The 26,970-nt window shown below is 67.2% G+C and carries 24 protein-coding genes and 3 pseudogenes; 16 read left to right on the forward strand and 11 right to left on the reverse strand.

Annotated elements, in window-relative coordinates; all coding sequences use genetic code 11:
* Positions 1-4: 4 nt before the first annotated feature.
* A complete protein-coding gene (locus BN4332_RS08945) occupies positions 5-352 on the reverse strand; it encodes a type II toxin-antitoxin system HicB family antitoxin (RefSeq protein WP_074133022.1) in 348 nt (115 codons plus the stop codon).
* 100 nt (positions 353-452) lie between these two features.
* Between BN4332_RS08945 and BN4332_RS08950 the strand changes: the two genes are divergently transcribed.
* The 5 genes and pseudogenes from BN4332_RS08950 (at position 453) to BN4332_RS08970 (ending at position 5,059) form a co-directional block, all read left to right on the forward strand.
* The gene (locus tag BN4332_RS08950; RefSeq protein WP_235654053.1) at positions 453-1,421 is read left to right on the forward strand and encodes a GlxA family transcriptional regulator; all 969 of its coding nucleotides are present in this window, start codon (positions 453-455) and stop codon (positions 1,419-1,421) included.
* Positions 1,422-1,432: 11 nt separating this feature from the next.
* Positions 1,433-2,017, forward strand: a pseudogene (locus BN4332_RS08955) (DJ-1/PfpI family protein); the annotation flags it as partial.
* Between the two features lie 60 nt (positions 2,018-2,077).
* Positions 2,078-2,860, forward strand: coding sequence for an alpha/beta fold hydrolase (locus BN4332_RS08960; protein WP_066898119.1), 783 nt, complete (start codon positions 2,078-2,080; stop codon positions 2,858-2,860).
* Positions 2,861-2,876: 16 nt separating this feature from the next.
* On the forward strand, positions 2,877-4,547 hold the full coding sequence (menD, locus tag BN4332_RS08965) for a 2-succinyl-5-enolpyruvyl-6-hydroxy-3-cyclohexene-1-carboxylic-acid synthase (protein WP_066898120.1): 1,671 nt from the start codon (positions 2,877-2,879) through the stop codon (positions 4,545-4,547).
* 32 nt (positions 4,548-4,579) lie between these two features.
* The gene (locus BN4332_RS08970; protein ID WP_066898189.1) at positions 4,580-5,059 is read left to right on the forward strand and encodes a DUF3592 domain-containing protein; all 480 of its coding nucleotides are present in this window, start codon (positions 4,580-4,582) and stop codon (positions 5,057-5,059) included.
* Here the strand turns inward: BN4332_RS08970 and BN4332_RS08975 are convergent.
* The gene (locus BN4332_RS08975; protein ID WP_235654054.1) at positions 5,049-5,741 is read right to left on the reverse strand and encodes a DsbA family protein; all 693 of its coding nucleotides are present in this window, start codon (positions 5,739-5,741) and stop codon (positions 5,049-5,051) included. The genes BN4332_RS08970 and BN4332_RS08975 overlap by 11 nt on opposite strands.
* A gap of 91 nt (positions 5,742-5,832) precedes the next feature.
* Here BN4332_RS08975 and BN4332_RS08980 point away from each other — a divergent pair, with 91 nt between their 5' ends.
* On the forward strand, positions 5,833-6,960 hold the full coding sequence (locus tag BN4332_RS08980; RefSeq protein WP_066898122.1) for a glycosyltransferase family 4 protein: 1,128 nt from the start codon (positions 5,833-5,835) through the stop codon (positions 6,958-6,960).
* 20 nt (positions 6,961-6,980) lie between these two features.
* Here the strand turns inward: BN4332_RS08980 and BN4332_RS08985 are convergent, their stop codons facing one another.
* Genes BN4332_RS08985 through BN4332_RS08995 form a run of 3 tightly spaced genes read right to left on the reverse strand, consistent with a single transcriptional unit; the run spans position 6,981 to position 10,692 of the window.
* Positions 6,981-7,805 carry an alpha/beta fold hydrolase gene (locus BN4332_RS08985; RefSeq protein ID WP_066898123.1) on the reverse strand — a complete coding sequence of 275 codons (825 nt, stop codon included), beginning with the start codon at positions 7,803-7,805 and terminating at the stop codon, positions 6,981-6,983.
* Between the two features lie 47 nt (positions 7,806-7,852).
* Positions 7,853-9,811 carry an aconitate hydratase gene (locus BN4332_RS08990; RefSeq protein ID WP_066898190.1) on the reverse strand — a complete coding sequence of 653 codons (1,959 nt, stop codon included), beginning with the start codon at positions 9,809-9,811 and terminating at the stop codon, positions 7,853-7,855.
* A 56-nt stretch (positions 9,812-9,867) separates the two neighbouring features.
* Positions 9,868-10,692 carry an SDR family oxidoreductase gene (locus tag BN4332_RS08995; RefSeq protein ID WP_066898124.1) on the reverse strand — a complete coding sequence of 275 codons (825 nt, stop codon included), beginning with the start codon at positions 10,690-10,692 and terminating at the stop codon, positions 9,868-9,870.
* A gap of 83 nt (positions 10,693-10,775) precedes the next feature.
* Here BN4332_RS08995 and BN4332_RS09000 point away from each other — a divergent pair, with 83 nt between their 5' ends.
* Positions 10,776-11,468: a demethylmenaquinone methyltransferase gene (locus BN4332_RS09000; protein ID WP_066898125.1), complete on the forward strand. Its 693-nt coding sequence runs from the start codon at positions 10,776-10,778 to the stop codon at positions 11,466-11,468.
* Positions 11,469-11,594: 126 nt separating this feature from the next.
* On the opposite strand, the gene BN4332_RS09005 is transcribed toward BN4332_RS09000, so the two are convergent.
* Positions 11,595-13,028 (reverse strand): hypothetical protein, encoded by a 1,434-nt coding sequence (locus BN4332_RS09005; protein ID WP_160110826.1) that lies wholly within the window; start codon positions 13,026-13,028, stop codon positions 11,595-11,597.
* Positions 13,029-13,227: 199 nt separating this feature from the next.
* Entirely contained in the window at positions 13,228-14,085 is an 858-nt protein-coding gene (locus BN4332_RS09010) for a helix-turn-helix transcriptional regulator (RefSeq protein ID WP_066898127.1), read from the reverse strand.
* Between the two features lie 158 nt (positions 14,086-14,243).
* Here BN4332_RS09010 and BN4332_RS09015 point away from each other — a divergent pair, with 158 nt between their 5' ends.
* Complete coding sequence (locus tag BN4332_RS09015; protein ID WP_066898128.1) at positions 14,244-14,753, forward strand: hypothetical protein; 510 nt, start codon at positions 14,244-14,246, stop codon at positions 14,751-14,753.
* A 9-nt stretch (positions 14,754-14,762) separates the two neighbouring features.
* Here the strand turns inward: BN4332_RS09015 and BN4332_RS09020 are convergent, their stop codons facing one another.
* Complete coding sequence (locus BN4332_RS09020) at positions 14,763-15,488, reverse strand: sensor domain-containing protein (protein ID WP_066898129.1); 726 nt, start codon at positions 15,486-15,488, stop codon at positions 14,763-14,765.
* A gap of 66 nt (positions 15,489-15,554) precedes the next feature.
* Between BN4332_RS09020 and BN4332_RS09025 the strand changes: the two genes are divergently transcribed.
* Both BN4332_RS09025 and ppnP read left to right on the forward strand, forming a co-directional pair.
* Complete coding sequence (locus tag BN4332_RS09025; protein ID WP_066898130.1) at positions 15,555-16,487, forward strand: CobW family GTP-binding protein; 933 nt, start codon at positions 15,555-15,557, stop codon at positions 16,485-16,487.
* Between the two features lie 61 nt (positions 16,488-16,548).
* The gene (gene ppnP, locus BN4332_RS09030; RefSeq protein ID WP_066898131.1) at positions 16,549-16,830 is read left to right on the forward strand and encodes a pyrimidine/purine nucleoside phosphorylase; all 282 of its coding nucleotides are present in this window, start codon (positions 16,549-16,551) and stop codon (positions 16,828-16,830) included.
* Between the two features lie 160 nt (positions 16,831-16,990).
* Here the strand turns inward: ppnP and BN4332_RS09035 are convergent, their stop codons facing one another.
* Positions 16,991-17,644 carry a GntR family transcriptional regulator gene (locus BN4332_RS09035; RefSeq protein ID WP_066898132.1) on the reverse strand — a complete coding sequence of 218 codons (654 nt, stop codon included), beginning with the start codon at positions 17,642-17,644 and terminating at the stop codon, positions 16,991-16,993.
* Between the two features lie 106 nt (positions 17,645-17,750).
* Here BN4332_RS09035 and BN4332_RS09040 point away from each other — a divergent pair, with 106 nt between their 5' ends.
* The 4 genes from BN4332_RS09040 to BN4332_RS09055 all read left to right on the forward strand — a co-directional run bounded on the left by BN4332_RS09040 (position 17,751) and on the right by BN4332_RS09055 (position 22,412).
* Positions 17,751-18,917 (forward strand): glycerate kinase, encoded by a 1,167-nt coding sequence (locus BN4332_RS09040; protein ID WP_066898133.1) that lies wholly within the window; start codon positions 17,751-17,753, stop codon positions 18,915-18,917.
* Entirely contained in the window at positions 18,918-20,336 is a 1,419-nt protein-coding gene (locus BN4332_RS09045) for a C69 family dipeptidase (protein WP_066898134.1), read from the forward strand.
* A gap of 34 nt (positions 20,337-20,370) precedes the next feature.
* Entirely contained in the window at positions 20,371-21,801 is a 1,431-nt protein-coding gene (locus BN4332_RS09050; RefSeq protein WP_066898135.1) for a purine-cytosine permease family protein, read from the forward strand.
* Positions 21,802-21,926: 125 nt separating this feature from the next.
* Entirely contained in the window at positions 21,927-22,412 is a 486-nt protein-coding gene (locus BN4332_RS09055; RefSeq protein ID WP_066898136.1) for a TspO/MBR family protein, read from the forward strand.
* Here BN4332_RS09055 and menJ read toward each other — a convergent pair.
* Complete coding sequence (menJ, locus tag BN4332_RS09060) at positions 22,405-23,625, reverse strand: menaquinone reductase MenJ (protein ID WP_066898137.1); 1,221 nt, start codon at positions 23,623-23,625, stop codon at positions 22,405-22,407. The two genes, BN4332_RS09055 and menJ, sit on opposite strands and share 8 nt — an antisense overlap.
* A 21-nt stretch (positions 23,626-23,646) precedes the next feature.
* Between menJ and grcC1 the strand changes: the two genes are divergently transcribed.
* Both grcC1 and htpX read left to right on the forward strand, forming a co-directional pair.
* Positions 23,647-24,654, forward strand: coding sequence for a nonaprenyl/(2E,6E)-farnesyl/geranylgeranyl diphosphat synthase (gene grcC1 / locus BN4332_RS09065; protein WP_200820284.1), 1,008 nt, complete (start codon positions 23,647-23,649; stop codon positions 24,652-24,654).
* A gap of 77 nt (positions 24,655-24,731) precedes the next feature.
* Positions 24,732-25,583: pseudogene (htpX, locus tag BN4332_RS09070) on the forward strand (zinc metalloprotease HtpX); the annotation flags it as partial.
* 126 nt (positions 25,584-25,709) lie between these two features.
* Here the strand turns inward: htpX and BN4332_RS09075 are convergent.
* Positions 25,710-26,700, reverse strand: a pseudogene (locus BN4332_RS09075) (IS110 family RNA-guided transposase); the annotation flags it as partial.
* Between the last annotated feature and the right edge of the window lie 270 nt (positions 26,701-26,970).

The following is a 26,970-nucleotide window of genomic DNA, read 5'->3' on the forward strand; positions in this document are numbered from 1 at the left end:
CGGCCTAATAGAGATCAGCCAGCGATATCGCCGGACGGCCCGAGAGTTTATGAATCATCCACTGGTTCAACGACACTCCCTGTTCGGCGGCCTCGACGGTCAGCTTGGCATGCAGAGTCGGTGGAAGCCGCACCAGAACCCTGCCGGTGTAGTGATGATCGGTCAGCGACGCCGGCGGAGTCTCATCTGCGGCCCGGATAAGCGCCAACTCCTCGGTTACCTTCTTCTCGACGGCAGCGATCGCGTCGTGCGCTGTGTCGCCGTTTGCCGACAGATTCGGAAACTCAAGACATAACCCGAGGTACCAGCGGTCATGGGGCATCCATTGAGCGCGGTAGGTGTACTCCGTCATGCCGTGGATCATGGCCCCGCAGTCCGACAATCCAGCCGATGTCCTAATTTGTGGGGTACGTGGCGTAGACGCCATCGCGGCCGTCGCGAACACTGAAGACGTGAGGCGATCGGTGGTGATCCTGGGCTACGCCGGGGTGCAGGCGCTCGACGTGGTGGGGCCGTTCGACGTCTTCGCCACCGCGACGATGTGCCTGGCCGGCCAGGGGCGGCCGGACGACGGTTACGCCGTCACGCTCGCCTCGATCGACGGCGAACCCCTCACCACGCTCACCGGCCTGGAATTCGTCGCCGCCACGCCGCCCGACCCCAACGGCCCGATCGATACCGTCGTCATCCCCGGCGGCGTCGGTGCCGAAACGGCACGGTCCGATGCGGCCGTCGTCGACTGGATCAGCACCGCCGCGCGCCACGCCCGCCGTGTCGTCAGCGTCTGTACCGGCGCCTTCCTGGCCGCGCAGGCCGGATTGCTCGACGGCTGCCCCGCCACCACGCACTGGGCCTTCGCCGGGCGGATGGCCGATGAGTTCCCCTTGGTGGCAGTCGATCCCGAGCCGATCTTTGTGAGAAGCTCCGAGCGGGTGTGGACCGCGGCCGGGGTGACCGCCGGAATCGACCTGGCCCTGTCGCTGGTCGAGGACGACTACGGCACCGAGGTGGCCCAGATGGTCGCCCGTTACCTGGTGCTCTATCTGCGCCGGCCGGGCGGTCAGACCCAGTTCGCCGCGCCGGTCTGGATGCCGCGGGCCAAGCGTGCCCCGATCCGCGAGGTGCAGGAGACCATCGAGGCCGAACCGGGTGGTGCACACAGCATTTCCGAGCTGGCCCGACGCGCGAAGATGAGCCCACGGCATTTCACCCGGGTGTTCACCGACGAGGTCGGCGAGGCGCCCGGCGCCTATGTCGAACGCATCCGCACCGATGCGGCTCGACGCCAACTCGAGGAATCCGACGATACCGTCACCGTCATCGCCGCCCGCTGTGGGTTCGGCACCGCCGAGACCATGCGGCGCAACTTCGTCCGGCGCCTGGGCATCTCACCTGACCAATATCGAAAAACCTTCGCCTGAAAGGGAACACCATGCAGATCGCCATCGTCCTGTACCCGGGTTTCACCGCGCTCGACTTCATCGGGCCCTACGAGATCCTGCACCGGTTGCCCGACACCGAGGTCAGGTTCGTCTGGCACGAGCCCGGCCCGATCACCGCGGATTCCGGTGTCCTGGTCGTCGGTGCCACCCATTCGTTCACCGAAACGCCGTCGCCCGACCTGATTCTGGTTCCCGGTGGGCCGACGACCGTCGAGCATGCGCGTGACGAGTTGGTGCTCGCCTGGTTGCGACAGGCCCACCAGACGGCCGAATGGACGACGTCGGTGTGCTCGGGGTCGTTGCTGCTGGCCGCCGCGGGCATCCTGGACGGCCGGCGCGCCACATCGCATTGGCTGGTGTTGCCCGCCCTCAAGACCTTCGGGGTCACGGCGGTGGGGGATCAGCGCATCGTCGACGCCGGGGATCAGATCGTGACGGCCGCCGGGGTGTCCGCGGGTATCGACCTGGCGATGTGGCTGGCGGGACAGATCGCCGGCGAGTCGAAGGCCCAGGCCATCCAGCTCGGCATCGAATACGACCCCCCACCGCCGCTCGATTCGGGGCACGTTCCAAGGCGTCTGCGGCGACNGCGTGAGCGCTCAGACAGCCGGAGCGCCTGAAGTAGGGTCGGCCGGGTGAACCTGGCTTATGACGACCGAGGCAAGGGCGATCCGGTGCTGTTCATCGCCGGCCGTGGCGGAGCCGGCCGGACCTGGCACCTGCATCAGGTGCCGGCGCTGCAGCGGGCCGGCTACCGCGTCATCACCTTCGACAATCGCGGGATCGGCGCCACCGAGAACGCCGAGGGGTTCGGCACCGAGCAGATGGTGGCCGACACCGCCGAGCTGATCGAGAAGCTCGGCGCCGCTCCCGTGCACGTGGTGGGCGTGTCGATGGGCTCGTTCATCGCCCAGGAACTGATGCTCGCCCGTCCGGAGTTGGTGCGGTCGGCGGTGTTGATGGCCACCCGCGGCCGCCACGACCGGGCGCGGGAGTTCTTCCGCACCGCCGAGCGTGACCTTGCCGCCTCGGGCGTGCAGCTGCCGCCGACGTTCGACGCCAAGCTCCGGATGATGGAGAGCTTCTCGCCCAAGACCCTGAACGACGACCGTCTGGTGCGCGACTGGAGCGAGATGTTCACCATGTGGCCCACCAAGCAGACGCCGGGGCTGCTCGCCCAGTCCGACGCCGCACCGCAGGGCAACCGGCTCCCGGCGTACCAGGCCATCACCACCCCGGTGCTGGTCATCGGGTTCGCCGACGACGTCGTGCTGCCGCCGCACCTGGGGCGTGAGGTGGCCGACGCGATCCCCGGCGCCCGCTACCTGGAGATCGCCGACACCGGTCACCTTGGCTTCATCGAGCGGCCGGAGGCCGTCAACGCCGCTCTGCTCGAATTCCTCGGCGAGCAGCACTGACACATAAGGTGAAGAGGTGAACCCCTCGACGGCACAGGCGCGCGTAGTCGTCGACGAACTGATCCGCGGCGGTGTCCGCGATGTCGTGCTGTGCCCGGGATCGCGGAACGCGCCGCTGGCCTTCGCACTGTCCGATGCCGACCGCGCCGGCCGGATTCGCCTGCACGTCCGCATCGATGAGCGCACGGCCGGTTATCTGGCCATCGGGCTTGCCGTCGCAGAACGTGCGCCGGTGTGTATCGCGATGACCTCGGGCACCGCGGTGGCCAACCTCGGACCCGCCGTGGTCGAGGCCAACTATGCCCGGGTGCCGCTGATCGTGTTGAGCGCCAACCGGCCCTACGAGCTGCTGGGCACGGGCGCCAACCAGACGTTTGAGCAGTTGGGTTATTTCGGAACCCAGGTGCGGGCCAACATCAGCCTCGGGCTGGCCCCCGATCTGTCCGGCACGCATCCGGGCGAGCTCGAGTCCCTCAATGCCCAGTGGCGGTCGGCCACCTGCCGGGTGCTGGTGGCGGCCACCGGGTCGCGCAGCGCCAATGCCGGGCCGGTGCAGTTCGACATCCCATTGCGGGAGCCGCTGGTTCCCGACAGCGCACACGGGGACACGTCGTTGCCGGGGTTTGTCGGCTCCTCGCGCGAGCGCTCGTCGGAAGGCCGCCCGGACGGCAAGCCCTGGACCTACACGCCGCCGGTGAGCTTCGACCAGCCGCTGGAGATCGACCTCACCCCGGACACCGTGGTGATCGCCGGGCACGGCGCCGGTGTGCACCCCAACCTGGCCGGATTGCCGACAGTCGCCGAACCCACGGCGCCGCGGCCGGAGAACCCGCTGCATCCCCTGGCATTGCGCCTGGTGCACCCGAAGCAGGTCATCATGCTCGGCCGGCCCACGCTGCACCGGCCGGTGTCGGCGTTGCTGGCCGATCCGGCGGTGCCGGTGTACGCCCTGACCACGGGCCCGCGCTGGCCCGACGTCTCGGGCAACTCGATGGCCACCGGCACCCGGGCGGTGACCTCGGGAACTCCGGATCCGGCCTGGCTGACCAGGTGCAACGAGATCAACCGGCACGCCGTGGCGGCGGTGCGCCAGCAACTGGCCGCGCATCCCTTGACCACCGGTCTGCATGTGGCCGCCGCGGTGGCCGATGCGCTGCGGCCGGGGGACCAGCTGGTGCTCGGCGCCTCCAACCCGGTGCGCGACGCCGCCCTGGTCGGGCTGAGCACCGAGGGCATCAAGGTGCGGTCCAACCGCGGCGTCGCCGGCATCGACGGCACGGTGTCGACGGCGATCGGCGCCGCGCTGGCCCACGAAGGCCGGACCATCGCACTGATCGGGGACCTGACCTTCGTGCACGACAGCTCGGGTCTGTTGATCGGACCCACCGAGCCGAACCCGCGCAACCTGACCATCGTGGTGTCCAACGACAACGGCGGTGGCATCTTCGAGCTGCTGGAACAGGGCGATCCGCGGTTCTCCGATGTGTCGTCGCGGGTCTTCGGCACCCCGCACGACGTGGATGTCGCGGCGTTGTGCCGGGCCTATCACGTCGAATGCGATCAGGTGGAGGCCGCCTCGCTCGGCGCGGCCCTGGCCGAGCCCTACGAGGGCATGCGGGTGCTGGAGGTGAAGGCCGACCGGTCGTCGCTGCGTGCACTGCACGCGTCGATCAAGGCGGCCCTGTGAGACCGGCCGAGATCGCGGCGCGGTTTCGCGCGATGGTGCAGGCGCTCATCCCGCATCTGTACGGCGAACCGGGCGAGACCCGATCCCAGCGGATCATCCGGCGGGTGCGCATCGGGGTGGTGATCGCCGCCTGTCTGGTGACGTTGCAGTCGGTGCTGCTGGTGCTGGGGGCCTGGCGTAACGACCAGCAGATCGAGCGGAACATGGGGGTGGCGGCCGCCGAGGTGCTCAGCGCGGGGCCCCGCCGGTCGACGATCGAGTTCGTCACGCCGGACCGCGTCACCTACCGCCCCGAGTTGGGGGTGCTGTATCCGTCGGAGCTCGACACCGGCATGCGGATCTACGTCGAGTACGACAAGAACGATCCCGATCTGGTGCGGGTGCGTGACCGCAACGCGTCGCTGGCGATCATCCCGGCCGGGTCGATCGCCGTGGTCGGCTGGCTGGTCGCGGGAGCGGCGCTGGTGGTGCTGGCGTTCGTGCAGCGACGACAGAGCCGGGTCAGCTCGTAGGCGCGTTCAACAGATTGGCCAGCCACTCGGGATCGGAGATGTCTACGACCTCCTCGCCGACCAGGTCGTAGACGGTGGGGGTGGCCACCTCGTAGGTCGTCTCGCTGAGCAGGTCGGCGTTGGCCTCGTTGAGCTGCTCGGAGTCGATGACCGCTTCGCCTGCCGCGATCTTGTCGGACTGCTCGGTGCCGACCCCGTTGTCGGAGGCCATGGCGGCGATCTCATCGTCGGTCGGGCCCGGTGAGCCTTCGGGTTCCTGATGGCCCCACACGTCCTCGACGAACGCCTGGAACGCCATCCCGGTGGTACCCGGACCGGCGGCCAGGAACATGGCGTTGGCCACCCGGGCCGAGTATTCGGTGGTGCCCCGGTCCAGGAAGGTCAGCGGCCGGTAGATCACCGCCAGCCGGCCGGAGTCCACGGCGTAGGCGATCTCCGGGCCGAAGTCGTGTTGCACACGCGCGCACGCCGGGCACTGCGGTTCGGTGAAGAACTCGATCTGCGCGGCGGCATCCGGGTAGCCGATCCGGACGCCCCAGCCGTCCTCGGTGATCTCGCTGCCGGGCCGCTCCCCGCTGGCCTGCGCGCTGCCGTCGACCACCCGGGTACAACCGGTGGTGGTCCCCGCGACGGAGAGGGCCAGCACGGCCAGCATCGCTGCGGCAACGCGCGACATTCGCATGCCCGCAACCCTAGCGCCCGGGCATCAGGTTTTCGCGTGTCGTATCCCCGGTCGCTACCTTTGCGACAGCTGTCGCTGCGAACATTCGGATGTGCGCGTTGCAATCGTTGCAGAGTCATTCCTCCCGAATGTCAACGGCGTCACCAACTCGGTGCTTCGGGTGATCGAGCATCTCCGCCGCACCGGTCACGAGGTACTCGTCATCGCCCCGGACACCCCGCGTGGTGAGGCTCCGGCCGAGCGGGTGCACGACGGGGTGCGGGTGCACCGGGTGCCCTCACGGATGTTCCCCAAGGTCACCTCGCTGCCGCTGGGGGTGCCCCGGCCGCGAATGGTGAATGTGTTGCGGGGCTTCGACCCCGACGTCGTGCATCTGGCGTCGCCGGCGCTGCTGGGCTGGGGCGGCGTCCACGCCGCCCGGCATCTGGGGGTCCCGACGGTGGCGGTGTTCCAGACCGACGTCGCGGGATTCGCCGAAAGCTATGGGGTGGGCATGCTGTCGCGTGCGTCGTGGGCCTGGACCCGGCGTCTGCACAGCAAGGCCGACCGCACCCTGGCCCCATCCACCTCGGCGATGGAAAACCTTGAGGCCCATCGGATTCCCCGCGTGTTCAAATGGGCCCGCGGTGTCGACATCACCGGCTTCGCGCCGTCGGCCCGCGATGAGCAACTGCGGACGTCATGGTCGCCCGACGGCAAGCCGATCGTCGGGTTCGTCGGACGGTTGGCACCGGAGAAGCATGTGGAGCGGTTGGCCGTGCTGGCCGGGCGCGACGACCTGCAACTGGTGGTCGTTGGCGACGGAGTGGACCGCGCCAAGCTCGAAACCGTGCTTCCCTCCGCCATTTTCACCGGCGAGCTGCGTGGCGAGGCTCTGGCCGCGGCCTACGCCAGCATGGACGTCTTCGTCCACCCCGGCGAGCACGAGACGTTCTGCCAGGCCGTGCAGGAGGCGATGGCGTCGGGCCTGCCGGTGATCGCCCCCGATGCCGGTGGCCCGCGTGATCTGGTGGCGCCGTACCGCACCGGCCTGCTGCTCGCGGTCGATGAATTCGAAGCGGCGCTGCCCGCATCGGTCGAGCACCTGATCGCCGAGCGGTCGCGCTACGCGGTGGCCGCCCGCCGCAGTGTGTTGGGCCGCACCTGGCCGGCCATCTGCGATGAGCTGATCGGGCACTACGAGGCCGTGCAGGGCCTGCGTCAGCTGCGCGCCGCCTGACCGGCCGCAGGCGCTTGGTCTCAGGAGCGCAGGAATTCCAGCAGATCGGCCATGATGGTCTCGGCGTGCGTGGTCGGCATCCCATGCGGGAAGCCCGGGTAGGTCTTGAGCGACGCGTTCGGCAGGAGCTCTGCCGACAACGGTCCCGAGTTCGCGTACGGCACGATCTGATCGTCGTCGCCATGCATGACCAGCGACGGCAGGGTGATCTTCTTGAGGTCCTCGGTGAAGTCCGCCTGGGAGAACGCCACGATGCCGTCGTAATGCGCCTTGGCGTCGCCCATCATGCCCTGGCGCCACCAGTTGGCGATGATGGCTTCCGAGGGCTCCACCCCGTCTCGGTTGAATCCGTAGAACGGCCCTGACGGCAGGGCTCGATAAAACTCGGACCGATTGGCCGCCAGTTGGGCCTGTAGATCGTCGAAAACCGATTTGGGTAGGCCGCCCGGATTGGCTTCGGTCTGCACCATCAGCGGCGGCACCGAGCTGATCAGGACCGCGTGGGCGGCCCGGTCCAGCCCGTGGCGCGCCAGATAGTGCACCAACTCGCCGCCGCCGGTCGAGTGCCCGACATGGATGGCATCATGCAGGTCGAGGTGGCGGACCACGGCGGCGAGGTCGTCGGCGTAGTGGTCCATGTCGTGGCCGTCGGCCACATGTGAGGAGCGACCGTGGCCGCGCCGATCATGCGCGACGACACGGTAGCCGTGCTGCAGGAAGAACAACATGAAGGTGTCCCAGTCGTCGGCGGTCAGCGGCCAGCCGTGACTGAACACGATGGGTTGGCCCGAACCCCAGTCCCGATAGAAAATCTCGACGTTGTCGGAAGTCGTGATCTTAGGCATGCTCTCGACGCTACGCCCGTTTCAGCAGCTCGACGCTGGTTTTGCGGCTAGTTTTTCCGCTGCGTGGCCAGCCACGGGATCAATCCGCCGGCCAGGACGTGCTGGATCTGACGCGGTGAAAGCCGGTGGCGCACTGCGAAGTTCGTGTTTTGCGTGGTGTTGGTGACGGTGATGGGCGTGTTGTCGGCCAGCGCTGCGCGGAGACCCGTGAGCTTGAGCACGTCGTCCTGTGCCACACCGTCGTAGTCGGCGGGATCGGCGAATTCCAGGGCCAGCACACCGAAATTCGCCAGGTTCTGCCAATGGATTCGGGCGAAGGACTTGGCGATCACCGCTCGCAGGCCGAGGTAGCGGGGCGCTATCGCGGCGTGTTCGCGTGACGAGCCCTGGCCGTAGTTCTCGCCGCCGACGATGATGTGCCCGGTGTCGGGCGCGGATTGTGCCCGTTCCGGGTAGGTCTCGTCGATCTGCGTGAAGCTGAACATGGCCAGCTTCGGGATGTTCGAGCGGAACGGCAATGCGCGGGCACCGGCGGGGGAGATCTCGTCGGTCGAGATGTTGTCGCCGACTTTCAGCAGCACCGGCGCGGCGATGTCGTCGGGCAGCGGGGTCAGCTCGGGCAGGCTGGAGATGTTGGGTCCCTTGACCACATCGACCGTGCGGGCCCGCTCGGGCGCCGGCGGCTCGACCAGCATGGCGGTGTTGACGCTGTGATGTGCGGGCAGGTCCAGCTGCGGGTACTCGATACCGTTGTCGGCGGCCCATTGGCGGGGATCGGTGATGACACCGGTGATCGCCGATGCCGCAGCGGTTTCCGGCGAGCACAGCCACACCGAGTCCTCTTTCGTGCCCGACCGGCCGGGGAAGTTGCGCGGCATGGTCCGCAGCGAGTTGCGGCCGGTGGCCGGGGCCTGGCCCATGCCGATGCAACCCATGCAGCCGGCCTGGTGGATGCGCGCACCGTTGATCACCAGCTCGGTCGTCGCACCCATTTCGGTGAGGTCGGTGAGGATTTCGCGCGATGTCGGGTTCACATCGAAGCTGACCTCCGGCGCGGTCTGGCGGCCGTGCACCATGGCCGCCGCGATCGCGAAGTCCCGCAACCCCGGATTGGCGCTGGATCCGATCACCACCTGAGCGACGGGCTCACCGGCGACGTCGGCGACCGGTACCACGTTGCCGGGGGACGACGGCTTGGCGATCAGGGGTTCGAGCGCCGACAGGTCGATCTCCTCGTCGATGTCATACCGAGCACCGTCGTCGGCGAGTAGCTCCACCCAGTCGTTGCCGCGGTCCTCGGCGATCAGGAACTCACGCACCGCGTCGTCGCTCGGGAACACGGTGGTGGTGGCGCCGAGCTCGGCCCCCATATTGGCGATGACGTGGCGGTCCATGGCCGACAGGCCGGCCAGGCCGGGGCCGTAATACTCCATGATGCGGTTGACGCCGCCTTTGACATCGTGGCGGCGCAGCATCTCCAGGATCACATCCTTGGCCGAACACCATTGCGGCAGTTCGCCTTCCAGCCTGATACCCCACACTTCCGGTGCGCGCAGGTGCAGCGGTTCGCCGGCGATGGCGAGCGCCACCTCCAAGCCGCCGACGCCGATCGCGAGCATGCCCAGCGATCCGGCGGCCGGCGTGTGCGAGTCCGAACCGACCATCGTCTTGCCCGGTATCCCGAACCGCTGCATGTGCGTCGGGTGCGAAACCCCGTTGCCCGGCTTGGAGAACCACAGCCCGAAGCGCTCTGCCGCGGTGCGGAGGTATTCGTGGTCCTCGGCGTTCTTCTCGTCGGTTTGCAGCAGATTGTGGTCGACGTACTGGACACTCACCTCGGTGCGCGCCCGGTCGAGGCCCAGCGCCTCGAGTTCCTGCATCACCAGGGTGCCGGTGGCGTCCTGTGTCAGCGTCTGGTCGATCCGGATCGCGATCTCGTCCCCGGGGGTCATCGACCCGGAGACGAGATGCGAACCGATCAACTTCTGCGTGACGTTCTCCGGCATCTCCACAGCGTTCCCGCGCTGTTGTGGGCCGAAACGCGTCGCATGAAAGCTGAATGTCAGCCCTGCGCCTCGACCGAGACCGGCTGCCACTCCTCCCAGGTCTTGAGCCGGCTCTCGTAATCGGCCTTGGCCAGCTGCAGCGGCAGCTCGCCGAAGAACACCCGCAGCGGCGGATTCTCCGTATCGACGATCTTGAGCACCGCGGCGGCGGATGCCTTAGGGTCACCGGACTTGGTGGTGCGCCGGGCCCGTGCTTCCTGGGCGGCCTTGCGGGCCTCGTCGTAGGCCGGCAGCGGGGTGGCATGCCGGGCCGAGGATCCGGCCCAGTCGGTGGAGAACCCGCCCGGTTCGATCAGCGTCACGTGTACGCCGAACGGTGCCACCTCCTGCGCCAGCGATTGCGAGAAGCCTTCCAGCGCCCACTTCGACGCGTGGTACATGCCGACCAACGGGAAGGCAGTGATGCCGCCGATCGAGGACACCTGGATGATGTGCCCGCTGCCCTGTGCTCGCAGGTAGGGCAGCGCGGCCTGGGTGATCCACAGCGCGCCGAACACGTTCGTCTCGATCTGATCGCGCGCGTCGGCTTCCGACAACTCCTCGATGAACCCGAACTGGCCGTAGCCGGCGTTGTTGACGACGACGTCGAGCCGGCCGAACCGGTCGTGGGCCTGTCCGACGGCGGCGAAGTCTGCGTCGCGGTCGGTGACGTCCAGCCGGATCGGAAACAGTGCGTCGCCGTACTTGTCTGCCAGGTCGGTCAGTGTCGCGGTGTCGCGCGCCGTGGCGGCGACCTTGTCCCCGCGTTCCAGGGCGGCGATCGCCCATTCTCGGCCGAAGCCTCGCGATGCACCGGTGATGAACCACACTTTTCCACTCATAACCGGGTTCAAGCCGACCCGGTGGAGCGCCAATTCCCGGTCGCAGGAAGTTCCCAGGGATGACTACGGGTACCGTCGGCGGCGTGAGTCGAGCGAGCCTGGAGAAGGACCCCCATGAAGTGGCATCGATGTTCGATGCCGTGGCGCGCCGTTACGACCTGACCAACACGGTGCTCTCGCTCGGGCAGGACCGGTTCTGGCGCCGCCAGACGCGGGCGGCGCTGGGCATCGGACCCGGCGACAAGGTGCTCGACCTGGCCGCGGGGACCGCGGTGTCCACGGTCGAGCTGGCGAGTTCGGGCGCGTGGTGTGTGGCCGCGGATTTCTCCGTTGGCATGCTCGCGGCCGGTGCGTCCCGTCCGGTGCCCAAGGTGGGGGCCGACGCCACGCGCCTGCCGTTCGCCGACGGCGTGTTCGATGCGGTCACCATCAGCTTCGGATTGCGCAACGTGGTTGACCATGTGGCGGGCCTGCGCGAGATGGCGCGGGTGACGCGGCCCGGCGGCCGGCTGGTGGTGTGCGAGTTCTCCACGCCGACCAACCGGGCGTTCGCCACGCTCTACAAGGAGTATCTGATGCAGGCGCTGCCGCGGATGGCCACCGCGGTGTCGAGCAACCCGGACGCCTACGTGTACCTGGCCGAGTCGATCCGGGCTTGGCCCGATCAAGCCGAGTTGGCCCGCCGCATCGGCGAGGCCGGCTGGTCAGAGGTCAAGTGGCGCAACCTGACCGGCGGCATCGTGGCGCTGCACGCCGCCACCAAACCGTCCGTCTGAGCAGCGCGAGCGTGCGCGTCTGCCGCCCGCCACGCCGCAATTTGTCGGCATTTTGCGCACGCTCGCACAGGCAAGGAACGGCCCCTCTCGAATTACGAGAGGGGCCGATCGCCGTGCGATGCAGCGCTATTCCTTGCTGCCGGCGTCCTTATCGGCTGCTGCCGCCTTCTTGGCCGGCTTGTCGAACGCCTTTTTGACCTTCTGACCGATCTTGTCCAGGGTCGCTGACACCTTCTCGGCGGCTTCCTTTACAGGTTTCACCGTCTTTCCGCCGGCAGCGGTGTCAGCGGCGGTCTTGCCAGGGACCGCGACAATGCTGTGGCGCACCAGGGATTTGAACGGCTTGGCGTTCGGGGCTTCGGAGGTGACTGCCGGCGTCTCGGATTCGTCGGCGACCGGTGCCGCTTCAGTCTCCGAGGACACCGGGGTCGTGGTTTCCGACGGCGTCGCCTCCGGGTCGGTCACCGCCGCGCCGGTATCGGCGGGCGATACTTGCGACTCGGACTTCTCGGTCAGCGGGCTTGCCGAGTCACCGGTTGCCTCGTCGGCTTCCGTAATAGCCGGGAGTGCGTTGTCGGCGCCGGCCACCTCGGATCCTGTTGTTTCCGAGGTGGTTCCGGCCACCAGGCGTGCGGTGGACGGCGCGGCGGGCGGGGTGATCGCCGCGGCGATCGCCTTGGGGACGTCGATCAGGATCGCCCGCAGCGGAGCGTACATCCGGTCAGGGCTGAAGAGCCCGGCGGTCCAGCTGCCGGGCGCTCCGGGGCGCCGAGGAGGCACATAGGACCCGTTGAGGATCGAGCTGACGGTATCGGCCGGTGCGTTGATGATCGTGCTCGCGAACTTCACCATGTCGCCAGTCTTGACGGCGTCGTAAAGGTCCTGCCCGATGCGAGCGGCGCCCGCTGACACGTAGCCCTGGATGAGGCTGACGTAGCCCATGCCGACCTGGCCTACCAGCCCTACATCGATGAATGATTTGTAGGACAGAAGATTCAGCACGTTGGACAGATTGCCGACCATCTGTTTGGGGATGGAGAGGAGATTGAGCAGCGGGAACAGGGTCGACGCGATAGTGAGGGTGGCGCGCGACATGACGTTGCCGACGCCCATGATGTCACCGGCCTCGAACTTGAGGCGCGCCTCTTCCAGATATTCCGGAATGTAGATGGTCGCCGCGTTGATCAAGTTCTGGACCGTCGTCGACATTGACTCGCCGACAAGTTCGGCGTAGCCCGTCTGATTGGCGATGATCTGGCGCAGTACCGGTGCCGGTTCGGCCAGCGCGGCCTGGAAGAGCTTGGTCAGGTTGGTAGTTGACAGCTCGAACACCTCGCCCCATCGCGCGATGGGGTCGACGAATGACGACTCAGCCAGCGTCGACGCGAAGGGGCTGGCATCGGCCGGGCTCGGCAGATCCAGAGTTTGCACCGCGGCCGACAGCGTCACCGCGCGGTTCTGGATCTCGGGCGCCGCCGCGGTGATGGGGGTGGCCGCGATGATGCCGGCGCCGACAATCGCCACGCCGGCAGTCACATAACGCCGTAGTGCGAGTTGCAACTCGGACTCCTTCTGATCGAGAAAATGTGTCAGCGATCACTGACCGAGCGAAGGTAGCCGAGATCGATCGGAGAAACATTCGTATTCTGAAACACGTTTCAATTCTTGTAGATGCGAATGTTCGCATCGGTAAACATCTGCGCGACGCAAGCAGTTCAAGCGCGGCCAAAAAGGGCTTTTGCTATGTAGGGCAGGTGTTTTAGCCGCGCAACCGGAAACTGCGGGGCGAGACGCCGACTCGCCGCTTGAATGCGGCGGCAAAGTGAGTGGGGTTCGAGAATCCGACCATCGCGGCGATCTCGCCGATGGACAGCGACGTCGTCAGCAACAATGTCTGAGCCCTTGTGATCCGGCGGTCCAAGACGAACTGGTACGGGCTGATGTGAAAGGTATTGCGGAACGCTTGCGTGAAGGTGCCCACCGGCAGGCCGGCCAACTGGGCCAGTTTCTCCAGCGTGATGTCCTCGTCGAGACTGTCGCTCAGGTACGCCGCGATTGTCGATTTGGTTGCGGAGTTCAGCGTGGTCCGGCGTTGCTGCTGACGTGGGCGCGGCGCGGTGCAGGTGTCGAGGATCAACAGGCGCAGGGTTTCGGCGAGCGAGTCCGTCAGGAGTCGCGCGACGACGTCCCTTCGGCCGGCGACGCCGTTGATCTGCTCGACCAGGTGACGAACCAGCATGTCCTGGTACTTGACCCGCGGGATCAGGGCCGCATCGTCGATCGCCTGGCCGGGTATGGCGATCTCGCAGTAGGCGGCCACGTTGCCCTGAACCAGTGCCGCGCACGGAATCCCCGCCGGCTTCCACCAGATGTCGCCGGCGCTGGGTGGGGTCTGGCCCGAGGGTCCCCAATCGAGCAGCGTCTTCATCGATCGCATGGCTCCGTGGCGGTACACGTACATCAAGTGGTTGTGTCTGTCGAAGCTGCACCAATCCGTCGGTGCGGATATGTGCTCGGTCGCGAAGGTGAAGGACAGGCCGCGGGCGGATACGGCCGTGCGTTCGAGCACGATGCGCGGCGTTTGAGGTCGGTCGCCATCCCACGGCTTCGTCGGCATCTCGCCGAGTGTATCGGTCGGGAAATGTCACTCCGTACTTCAATGTCGAGGCGCCCCACGCGGTGCGAATGGGGTACCGGATTACCCCAGCGACTCCGCAGACCGCGCTTTAGCGTTCGAGCACGCAAAGCGCGTCTGACAAAGGGGAGGGAATCGAGATGGCTGGAATCATCACGCCGGCATCGCTGGAGACGGAAGAGTTGCTGAACATTCCGGTGCCGAGCGCCGGAACCCAATGCCGGGTCATCTCCGGCTACGCGAACTTCATGGACAAGGACATCAACAACGTCTACGGCGCGCCGATCGGGCTCGAACCCCTGCCGGGAAGTGATGTGCTGCAAGATCTCCCGCTCAGCGGCGACTTCTATCCGAACGACGACGACAAGACCTGGCGGGCGCATGAGGTGCACATGGAGGTCGGCCCTCCGTGGCGCAGCGTGCGGGATGTCTCGCCGATCGTCACCGTGGCCGGATTCTCGTTCCAGGACAACGATTCGGCCGATGCGTCGGGGACCGAGATCCGCAGCTGCACCTGGGATACGGTCGGGCTCACCGGCGACCAGAGCAACTTCGAACGGATCAGGCTCAAGGTCGACGTCCGGATGTGCGGCGGCAAGGACTACTCGATCATCAAGCTCGCCTATCACTTGGTGGCCGTGGGGCGGTAGCGCTCGGTTTCACCGGGCGTTGGCCGCGAGCTTGTCGACGATGGCGACTGCCTGGTCCTGCACCTGGTAGCCACACACCTTGGCCTCGACGGACATCTTGGCCACTACCGACAGGGCATGCTGGCAGGCCCATCCGTCGGTGCCGGCCCGGGTGGTGGTCTGTGTGACGAGGTCGCCGTCGACGGCGAGATCGCCTATGTCCCAGGTGCGGTCGCTGGTCTCGTCGCCCGACTTCTCACGGATCGGGATCGCGGATCCCGCGCATATACCCCACCATTTTTTGGCGCTGTTGAGCTTGGCTTGCGCTTCGGCCTCGGACGCGTAGAGCACTGCGGTCTGCTGGACCCAGTGGCGGTGGTCTGAGTCGGGATCCTGGGCCACCTGGTTGCGGACCGCCGTCCAGTAGGTGAACAGGTAGTCCGTGTCATCTGCGGGAAACAGCGCGGGCATGCACTTCGGATCGCGAACCCGCCAGAAGTTCTTGTCCATGTCCGCGGACTTGCTGGTGAACGATATGTTGTCGGCTCCGACGATCTGCCTGAGTTCCTCGATCGGCAGCATGATCTGGTCGAGCTTGATCTCCTCGGGCGACGGCGCCTTGGTCAGGGCGGTGCCGGACACGGTGGAGGTGCAGCCGGTGAGGCTGAGGATGGTGATCGCGATGACCATCGACCAGGTTGGAGTTCTGCGCACCGGGTCATTCTTGCGGCCCAGGCTGCCCCATGCGCTGGACATCGTCGACACCCGCTGGCCAACCTGACCCTCTTACTGAAAACAATTTCCAATAACTACGATGGCCCGGTGACATCGGTACCTGTGCTCGCGGTCGCCGGTCATCTCGGCGCCGGAAAAACCACGCTGCTCAACCATCTGCTGCGCAACAGTCGCGGCGTCCGCATCGGCGCGCTGGTCAACGACTTCGGCGCGGTGAACATCGACGCCATGTTGGTGGCCGGCCAGGTCGATGCCATGGCATCGCTGTCCAACGGGTGTATCTGCTGCGCGGTGGACGCCGAGGAGGCCGGCGAGATGCTCGGCAAGCTCGCCGCCGTCAAACCCCGGCTCGATCTGATCGTGGTGGAGGCCAGCGGCGTGGCCGAGCCGGCGGCACTGGCCCGCACCATCATCACCACCGATGATTCCCGCTACCACTACGCCGGGTTGGTCCTGGTCCTCGACGGCCTGCAGCCCGACCCGAGCCACGGGCTTCCCGTCGCCGATCTCGTCGTGCTCAACAAGGCGTCCTCGTGCCCCGATGTCGACGGCCTGCTCGCCCGGATTCGCGAGCTCAATCCACGGGTTCCGGTGCTGCCCACCGACTTTGCCCGGATCGACCCCGAACTGCTGATCGACCCGCCGGAGCGGGCGCCTCAGGCTCAGCTGTCCTTCGACGAGCTGCTGCACGACGAGCACGACCACCACCATCCCGAGTATCAGAGCGTCGAGTTCCGCACCGAGGCCGTGGTGAACCCGCGCCGATTCATGGAGTTTCTGCAGAACCGCCCCGAAGGCCTCTACCGGGCAAAAGGATTCGTCGACTTCGGCGCGCAACGCTTCCTGCTGCAGCTTGTCGGCAGCTCGCTGCGCTTCGAGAAGCGGCGTGCCGGCGGTACCGAGCTGGTGATGATCGGCACCGGCATGGACCCGGAGGCCGTGCTGGCTGAGCTGGATCGGTGCACCGCCGAGCCCGCTGACGAGAACGCGATGCTCGGCGTACTCAAGTACGTGGTGTAGCCGACTGCGTGGGCCTCCCGCCCGCGTATCCTGACCGCTCACCCGAATTCGAGGAGCCGCAGTGTTCAAGGTCAACGAGTACTTCGACGGCGACGTCGCATCGATCGCGTTCGCGACGCCGGAGGGGCCCGCGACCGTCGGCGTCATGGCGGTCGGTGAGTACGAGTTCGGCACCTCGCAGCTCGAGATCATGCGCGTGGTGTCCGGTGCGCTGACCGTCAAGCTGCCCGGCCAAGAGCAGTGGGAGACCTTTGCCGCCGGTGAGCATTTCACCGTGCCCGCCGACAGCAAGTTCCAGGTGCGCGTCGAGACCGAGACGGCCTACCTGTGCGAGTACCGCTGACGTAGGCGCGTCGGCGCTTCACCCGCGCCGATTCCTCGCCGCACGCCTCGGCGCCGGTTTTCACCTCAGGGCTGCTGGTCGCGTGCGGCGACGATCTCGATGTGGAAATCGGTGAGTGGGCCCGCGGCGCTGACGGCGGCCGGCGTTCCCGAACCAGCCGCTAGCGGTTCCTCAGGTAATCGAGCAATCTCTGCTCGGCATGCTGGAGATGCTCGTCTCCCAGTCGTGCCGCGCGTTCGTGGTCTCCCTCGGTGATCGCCGTCAAGATCCCGCTGTGCTCCTCATGGATCACCGCCGGGTCGAGAAGGTGATGGCTCTGCACCTGGGCGAGGCACAGACGCATCTCGTTCACTACCAGGCGATGGGCCCGGTCCAGGTGCGGGCTGCCGAGGCTGTGCACCAACTCGGTGTGCAGGCAGATGTCGGCCTCGACCACGTTGACGAGGTCATTTCCCGCGATGGCGGAACGAAATGCCTCGTGGGCCTTGCGGGCCGCATCCGAATACTTTCGTTCGCGGGCGAGCAGACCGTAAGCCTGGCTCTCGATGAATCGGCGGGCGAAGTACAGATCCTGCACCTGTGCGATATCGAGAACTGGCACTCGAGCACTGCGGTGGGCAGAGCGTTTGAGTAGCCCTTCGGCCACGAGGTGCTCGATCGCCGCTTTCGCCGTCTGGCGGGCGACGCCGTAGTCACTCGCCACCGACGCCTCCGTCACCGGACGTCCGGCCGGGATGTCCTCGGTGAGGATGCGCTCACGAAGCGAAACCACGAGTGCCTCCCCCACGGACCGCGTATCGAGCTCGAACGTCATTCCGACAGTCCTTCCCCCCCAGCGTGAGGGCATCAGTGTATCCGGGGTCGTCTGATCGACCGACAACCAATCTGCCCGTTGTGCTAACTTGACGAACAATATCCAAGTGACGGAGGACACGTTGAACCCGGAATGCACGCGGATCGTGCTCGCGCCCGACAAATTCAAGGGCAGCCTGACCGCCGCCGAAGTGGTCGAGTCGATGGCACTCGGGTGCGCTGATCTCGGAATGCGGGAACGGTGTGTACCGCTCGCGATCGCGGATGGCGGTGACGGCAGCGTCGAAGCAGCGCTGCGGTCGGGATGGAGCCCGCGCCGGTTGCCGGTGGTCGATGCGTGGCGACAGGCGGGCAGCACGACGGTCGCCGTCAAGGGAAAGCGTGCCGTCATCGAAGTCGCCTCGATCTGCGGCATGGCCGGGCTGCGGCTGAGCCCGCACCGCGCGCTGACGGCGTCCAGCTTTGGTGTCGGTTTGGTCATCGCCGCATTGCTCGACGACGGATTCGACGACATCACAGTCGGTCTCGGCGGCTCGGCAACCACGGACGGTGGCGCCGGGATGCTCGCGGCGCTCGGCATGAGACTTGTCGACGCCGGTGGCGACGCGATCGAACCGGCGGGCATCCGGCTGCTGTCACTGGCTGCCGTGGACACCGCCGGCCTGCACCCGCGGCTGGCCTCGGCACGCCTGACGATGGCCTGCGATGTGGACAACCCGATGGTCGGCATCGACGGCTCGGCCGAGGTCTTCGCCCGGCAGAAGGGTGCCGACGACGACGCCATCCGGATGCTGTCGGCTGCGCTCGCCCACCTGGCGGCGATGGTCGAACCGGCCGTCGATCGCGTCGGTCTGCACTGTTCACCCGGTTCCGGCGCGGCCGGTGGCCTCGCCTGGGCGGGTATGGTCCTCGGCGCCGAATTACGTTCCGGCGCCGACCTGTTCCTGGAAATGCTCGGCGCCCGCGACCTGATTGCCGGGTCCAGGCTCCTGCTCACCGGGGAAGGGTGCCTCGATGAGCAGAGTCTGCGGGGCAAGGGGCCGGTCGCGGTGGCCGCCCTGGCCGCGGAGTTGGGCGTGCGAAGTGTGGCGGTGGTCGGGACGAATCACCTGACGGCCGGTGCCGGCTCGTCGTTCACGGAGGTGCGCGCACTGGATCGGATCGATCCCCGCTGCGCCGATGACCCCGAGCTCACCCGAGCCCTGCTGCGCCGAGCGGCGGCGGACCTGGTGGCTCGACATGCCCTGTCACCCGAGTTCGAAGGAGCGCGCTAGATGATCCAGCGACCGTGGAGCTGCGACACGTTCGTCGCATTGCCGGATGCCACGCGCGGCGGCGCGACCATCTTCGGCAAGAACAGCGACCGGCCCGCCGGCGAAGCGCAACCGTTGCGGCACAACCCGGCTCGAACCGCGGGCGCGCCACTGAGGCTCGCGTACCTCACCATCGACGATGCCGACGCCTATGCCCACATCGGGTCGGCACCGTTCTGGTGCTGGGGCTACGAGATCGGCGTCAACGAACATCGCGTCGCGATCGGCAACGAGGCCGTGTTCACCCGCACCTGGGCCTCTGCCGTAGCCGACGAGAGCGCCGGCCACGGACCGAAACCCGGCCTGCTGGGCATGGAACTCGTGCGCCTGGGCCTCGAACGCGGCGCGACCGCGCACCAGGCGCTGACCGTGATGACCCGGCTGCTCGAAGAGCACGGGCAGTGGGGCTCGGCGATCGTCGGAAAAGACCATGCCGCAGGCGCTTACGACAACGCATATCTGATCGCCGATCCGGCCGAGGCCTGGATTCTGGAGACGGCCGGGCGGGACTGGGCGGCCAGGCGCGTTCGCAGCGGCTCATATGCGATCAGCAACGAGCTCTCGATCCGCACCGACCCCGATCTGATGAGCGACGGGCTCCCTCGCCGTGCCGTCGACGCCGGTTGGTACCCCGCCGACCGGACCTTCGACATGGCCGACGCGTATACCGATCCCGGTACGCCGCTGCAGGTTTCACACATCCGCCGGCGACGGGCCGAAGAGCTGCTCGCGGCCGCCCGTGCCGGTGGCGGTCTCGATGTACCTGCGGCATTCGGGGTGCTGCGGGATCACCTCGAGGGCACGTTCCTGGGCGGGCCGACATTCGATGCGTCACGCCCTGATTTCCTCACCCTGTGCATGCATGAACACCCCTCCGGATTCACCTGGGGCAATACCGCGGCCTCACTGGTCGTCAAGCTACATGCCGATCCGGATCGTCCGGTGGCGCTGTGGTGGTGCCCGGTCACACCGTGCACAGGCGTGTACGTTCCGTACTTCGTCGAATCCGGGCGGCTGCCCGACAACGTGCAGCGGCCGCTGCCCGCCGGGACATCGTGGGATCCCCGCGATCACAGCACCGCGGGCCACGATCCGGTGTCCACATGGTGGCGCTGGCAGCAGCTCCTCGATGCCGCCAAGGATCCGGCGGCGCGCGACTTCGCCGGCCGTGCCGCCGCCATCCGGCGAGAATTCGATGCTCTCGAACGGGAATGGCTCGTAGCGAGTGCAGACGTGAAACCGGATCCGACCGAACTCGCCGCCTTCACGGACTACTGTCTCGGCGCGGCCACGCGTACCGCGACCGAGTTCATCGAGCGATTCGGCGCCGATCCCCAACGTCCTGTCGACCCACGCTGGTCAACCGCCGTCACGGTCTGAACCGTCCGGAAAACCCCTTCAACAACGGAGTGTGATGTCTCTACGCAGCCTGTTCCGCGGTCCGGAGGCCTCGATCGATGACCAGATCGAGAGCTACGCCATCGACCGGGTGCCGGACAACAAACGGTGGCCGATCCCCGCGATCAGCCTTGTCCTTCTCGGCAACGCCACGGCAATGTTCTTCTTCTCGTTCGGCGCCCAACAGACCTTCCTCGTCGGTTGGCCGATGATGCTCATCCCGATCGGGTACTTCTTCTTCGGTGCGATCCTCATCGGCGCGCTGACGATGCGCATGGCCAGCCGGGAAGGCCTGTCGCAGAGCCTGATATCCCGTGGGCTCGGATTCGGCAGCCGCGGGGCCGCGGTGACCTCGTTCATCTACGCCATCAACTTCGTGTACTACTTCCTGTTCGAGGGCACCATCGTGTCCCACGCGCTGGCGTTCTACTTCGACATTCCGATCGGCTCGCTGGCCGGAGTCGCGATCTTCGCGTTGATCGGTTTGGTCACAATCGGTTTCGTCTGGCGGGGGATGTATGCGATGTCGGCCCTGCAGACCTGGGGCTTTCCGATCTTCGTAGGTCTGATGGTGTGGGCGCTGATCTCGCTGGGATCCAAGCACACCGTGGTCGGCCCCAGCGGGTGGGAGGCAACCGGCGTATCGGGTGGTGCCGCATTGTGGACCGCGATGAGCTTCGCCAACGGTCAGATGATCTTCCAGGGTTTGATGGCAACCGATTACGGCCGGTTCGCCAAGCGCGCCATCCGCTACCGCGGTACCGCGTCGATCATGCTGCTCGAGCTGGTCCCGATGTTCGCGGTGATCTTCCTCGGCGCGATGCTCGGCGCCTCGCTGGTGGGCGAATTCGGCACGGAGAAGGCGCAGGATCCCGGTTTCGTCTTCGTCCACCTGATGGGGTTGGCCGGTGTCGTGTTCGTGTTGGTCACCCAGATCCGCATCAACGTGATGAACCTCTACGGCGGATCGATCACCCTGTCGAGTGGTTTCGACGTCATCGCACACTTCCGGCCGGGCCGGCCGTGGTGGATGTTCGCGGTGTGGTTGTTCGGCGTGATCTTCTACGCCACCAACGTGATCAACCACCTCGGCACATTCCTCGCGATCACGGGCGTCCTGACCAATACGTGGGTGCTGATCATCCTCGCCGACTACTTCATCTGCCGGCGCTGGCTGAAACTCGGCCGCGCGGAGAACATCGAGTATCGCGAAGGCGAAGTCCGTGAATGGAATCCGTGCGGCCTGACGTCGTTGGCCATCGCGGTGTTCGTCGGTGCCCTCGGCATTCTCGAGGTCTATCCCGTGGCGTATGCGTCGTTCCTCGCGATGTTCGTCGGGCCCGTCATCCACATCGCGATGACGGTGGCGACCAAGGGCCGGTACTACACCCCCGCGGCTCAGGTGGCCGCACCGGTGCCCGGTGAGCCGGCTTCCCGAGACCGCTGACACGAGCTCAGGTACGCCGGTTTCTACCCCAGGGCTGCTGGTCGCGTGCAGCGACGACCCCTAGGTAGAAATCGGCGAGCGCGTTCCAACGTGTGCGGCCAGGGGGATTGGGGTATGTAACCGGCATGCGACCGATCACCCTGGCCAAGACGGCCACCGCGGCATTGACCACTGCGCTCGTCGGCGGGCTGGCCAGCCGTCCCGCCCAGTCTACGTGGTACGAGCAGCTGCGTAAGCCGTCCTTTCAGCCTCCGCGACAAGCGTTTCCGATCGTCTGGCCGATCCTCTACGCCGGTATCGCGGTGGTGTCGGCCCGCACGATCGACCGGCTGCGCGCCGACGGCCAGGCCGATCAGGCCCGCGGATACACCGTGGCGCTGGCCGGCAACCTCGCCGTCAACGCCGCGTGGTCGTGGGTGTTCTTCTCGCAGCGTCAGCTCGGTGCCGCGGCCGTCACCGCCGCCGCGCTGACCGCCAGCAGCGCCGACCTCACCCGTCGCGCGGTGCAGGCCCAGGGTGCCCCCGGCGCGATCCTCACGCCCTATCCGCTGTGGTGTGCCTTCGCGACGGCACTGTCCACGCGGATCTGGTTGCTCAACCGGGTCAGCTGAACGGCTTGCGCTGATCCAGGCGACGTGACGCCAGCCCGGCTCCGCGCCACACCCGGGCGATCCAGTCGTCGTCCTCTTCGGTGACCAGGTTGCCCATCACGCGCACCGCGATGCGCATCAGCGCGGTGGACCGCAGCGCCACCGGCCCGGTCATCGGCAGGAACCGGGGCAGGGTCAGCAGCAGCGCCAACCGCCGGGCCACCGAGAAGCCGTGCGCGTAATGCTCCTGTAGAACCGCCGGCCAGGCGTGGGCGTAGTCGCCGGTGCCGAGCAGCTCGGCGGCCAGCCGTCCGGTCTCCAGCCCGTAGTCGATGCCCTCTCCGTTGAGCGGATTGACACATGCTGCCGCGTCGCCGACCAGCATCCAGTTGGGTCCGGCCACCCCGGACACCGCGCCGCCCATCGGCAGCAGCGCCGACAACGCGGCGCGCGGTTCACCGGACAACCCCCACTCCTCGCGGCGCAGCTGGGTGTAATACGTCAGCAGCGGTCGCAGCGCGGCGTGCGCGGGCCGTTTGTCCGTCGCCAGCGCGCCCACCCCGATGTTCACCTCGCCGTTGCCCAGCGGGAAGATCCATCCGTAGCCGGGCAGAACCTGCCCTTCGGGGGAGCGCAGCTCGAGATGTGAGGTGATCCACGGCTCGTCGGCGCGCGGCGTGGCGATGTAGGCGCGGATCGCGGTGCCGTAGACGGTTTCCTTGTGCCAGGTACGACCCAGCACGCGACCCAGGGTCGAGCGGGCCCCGTCGGCGACGATCAGGTCGGTGCAGCCGACGGTGGCGCCGTCGTCGAGCTGTACCGATTCGACGCGTCCACGTGAGTCATGCGCCACCCCAACGGCTTTGGCGCCCAGCCGCATCTTGGCGCCGTCGTCGGCGGCGACCGAGCGGATCCGGTCGTCGAGTTCGGTGCGCGGGGCGGCACTGCCGGTGGACGGGAACGAGGGGCCCGGCCAGGGCACCTCGACGTCGGCGCCGAATCCCGACATCCGCAAACCGTGGTGCCGGATCCGGGTGTCCAGCCACGGCCCCATGCCGAGCCGCTCCAGCTCGGCGACCGCTCGCGGCGTCAGCCCGTCGCCGCAGGCCTTGTCGCGCGGGAACTGCGCCGAGTCGATCACCAACACGTCGCGACCGGCTCGAGCCGCCCACGCGGCAGCCGCCGACCCGGCCGGCCCGGCGCCCACGACGACCACGTCTGCCTTGATATCCATTGCTCCCAGTATGTTGGACGAATGAGGACACCAGCGACTGTGGTGGCGGGAGTTGATTTCGGGGATGCGGCCTTCGCCGCCGACGTCCGGGACAACGTCGCCAGGATCGAACAACTGATGTCTGACGAGCTGGGCAAAGCCGACGAGCTCATGGCCGAGGCCGTCCAGCATCTGTTCCAGGCGGGCGGCAAACGGTTCCGCCCACTGTTCACCGTGCTCTCGGCGTCGCTGGGACCCCGGCCCGACGATCCCGAGGTGCACATCGCCGGTGCGGTCATCGAGCTGGTACACCTGGCCACGCTGTATCACGACGACGTGATGGACGAGGCCCAGATGCGGCGTGGGGCGCCGAGCGCCAACGCCCGTTGGGGCAACAACATCGCGATCCTGGCCGGCGACTACCTGTTCGCTACCGCCTCGCGGCTGGTTTCGCGGCTCGGGCCCGACGCGGTGCGTGTGATTGCTGACACATTCGCCCAACTCGTGACCGGCCAGATGCGCGAGACCCGCGGTGCTGCCGAGCATGTCGACTCCGTCGACCACTACCTCAAGGTGGTCTACGAGAAGACGGCCTGCCTGATCGCGGCCTCGGGCCGGTTCGGCGCCACGTTCTCGGGCGCCAACGACGAGCAGGTCGAGCGGCTGTCCCGGCTGGGCGGCATCGTCGGCACCGCCTTCCAGATCTCCGACGACATCATCGACATCGACAGCGATCCCGATGAATCCGGCAAGGTGCCGGGCACTGACCTGCGGGAGGGCGTACACACGTTGCCGGTGCTGTACGCGCTGCGCGAGACCGGGCCGGACGCCGACCGGCTGCGTGAGCTGCTGGCCAACCCGGTCGAGCGGGACGAGGACGTGGCCGAGGCGCTGGCGCTGCTGCGGGTGTCGGCCGGAATGGCCCGCGCCAAGGAGACGGTGGCCGAGTATGCGGCGCAGGCACGGGCCGAGCTGGCCGGGCTGCCTGCCGGGCCGGGCCGCGACGCGCTGGCCACGCTGGTCGACTACACGGTGAACCGTCACGGCTGATTCCGGAACCGCGGGCGGTAACTGAGCGTTAGATCAGCGATGGTTGTCGAGTAGTTGCCTAGTAGGAGGAAACTGCGATGACGTGGAATCCGCACGCGAACCGGATCAAGACATTCCTGTTGCTGGTGGGGATGTCGGCGTTGATCGTGTTCGTCGGTTCGTTGTTCGGCCGCAACGTGATGTACCTGGCGGTGCTGTTCGCCGTCGGCATGAACGCCTACGTGTACTTCAACAGCGACAAGATGGCGCTGCGCGCGATGCACGCCCAGCCGATCACCGAGGTGCAGGCGCCCGAGATCTACCGCATCGTGCGGGAGCTGGCCACCACGGCGCATCAGCCGATGCCGCGCCTGTACATCTCCGACACCGCCAACCCGAATGCGTTCGCCACCGGTCGCAACCCACGCAATGCCGCGGTGTGCTGTACCACCGGCATCCTGCAGATCCTCAATGAGCGTGAGCTGCGTGCGGTTCTCGGGCACGAACTCTCTCACGTCTACAACCGCGACATCCTGATCTCCTGTGTGGCGGGCGCGATGGCGTCGGTGATCACCGCCCTGGCCAACATGGCCATGTTCGCGGGAATGTTCGGTGGCAACCGTGAAGGTGGCAATCCGCTTGCCATGCTCCTGGTTTCGCTGCTGGGGCCCATCGCGGCCACCGTGGTGCGCATGGCCGTGTCGCGTTCCCGTGAGTACCAGGCCGACCAGTCCGGTGCCGAATTGACCGGCGACCCACTGGCATTGGCCTCGGCTCTGCGCAAGATCTCCGGTGGCGTCGAGGCGGCCCCGCTGCCGCCGCAGCCCCAGCTGGCCGATCAGGCACACCTGATGATCGCCAGCCCGTTCCGGGCCGGCGAGCGCATCGGCAAGCTGTTCTCGACCCACCCGCCGATCGACGACCGGATCCGTCGCCTCGAGGACATGGCCGGTTACGGCGGGGGGGATGCCGGCCGCCGCTTGATCCCCCTCCCCCCCCAGCCTTTGTCCCTTCTTTACAGGCGGGGGGGGGGGGGGGGGTGGGGGGGGGGGGGGTGTGGGGGGGGGGGGNCGGGCTTGTTCGTCGGTGTGGAGTCGGTGGTAGACGGTGCGCGCGAGGCGGCGTTTGAGGCAGCGTAGGGCTTCGGTGGATGAGTCGCCGTGGGCGAGGCGTTTGCGGTAGTAAAGCTGTCCGGGGCTGTCGGCGATGCGGATCTGGGTGATGGCGATGCGGTAGAGGGCGGCGTTGAGTTGGCGGTTGCCTGAGCGGGTGAGGCGGACGCGTCCGGCGGTGTTGCCCGACCACACGGGGATGGGGGCGGTGCCGCTGTGGCGGGCGAACGCCGCCTCGTTTTTGAACCGCTTTACTCCGGCGGTTTCGCCGACGAGTTTGGCTGCGGTCAATTCACCGCAGCCTTGAAGGGCCAGCAGCTGGGGGGCGACGTCGTGGACGTGCTGGCCGATTCGAGCGGCCAGGGCGTTGATGGTGTCGGTCAGTCGGGTGATGTCGTCGAGTTCGTCGCGGGCCAGCTCGGCGAGCAGTCCGTGCAGAGTGTCGAGCCAGTTGCCCAGCTCGGCACGGGTCTTGGCCCGGTCCAGAGCACCGCGTTTGGGGGTGCGGGCCGGGTCGAGTTCATGGATTCGTCCCAGCAGTCGGTTGATTGTTGAGGTCCGTTGAGCCACAAGGTCTTCACGGCGATCCACTAACAACTTCAACTCCCGTGACACCTCGTCGTGGGCAGCGACGGGCAGATCGGGATACCGCAGCACCGCATGCGCGACGGCCAGTGCGTCGATCGGATCGGACTTGCCGCGGGTGCGGGCGCAGGCTCGGGTCTGGGCCATGGCCCGCCGAGAGTAAGTCCCGCTCAAGGCGGGCCGAGAGATTGCGGCAATCTTCGACGCCCCAGAGCAGGTCTGCGCCGAACTGACTGCGTGCCCACTGCAACGCCGTGTGATGTCCGGCGGTGGTCGCGGGGACGACTTTTTCACCCAGCTTGGCGCCGGCCTCGTTGACCGCGACGAAGGTGTGGGTGCGCTTGTGTACATCGGTGCCAACAATCACCATGGACAGTGCCTTCTTTCATCAAGAGGTGGATGAGTGAAGGTTGGGCCGGCCGGCGGACACATCTCAGTGGGGGCGGTGCCACGCTCCTATCAAGTCACGCCGGTCGGTCCTTCCCACCTGATGTCGGCAGAATGCTCGAACGCCAACCCAGACGGGTGGCAGTGCGTGTCTGAGCCAGACACCAGGTGGAAAGAACCCAACCACCGCAACAGCGGCAATCACCACATTGACACTGAGTGCGTGTCTGCTGCCGGACATGCCGCTCGCGGT

Origin of the sequence: Mycolicibacterium houstonense (assembly GCF_900078665.2) — a bacterium.
Lineage (GTDB): Bacteria > Actinomycetota > Actinomycetes > Mycobacteriales > Mycobacteriaceae > Mycobacterium > Mycobacterium houstonense.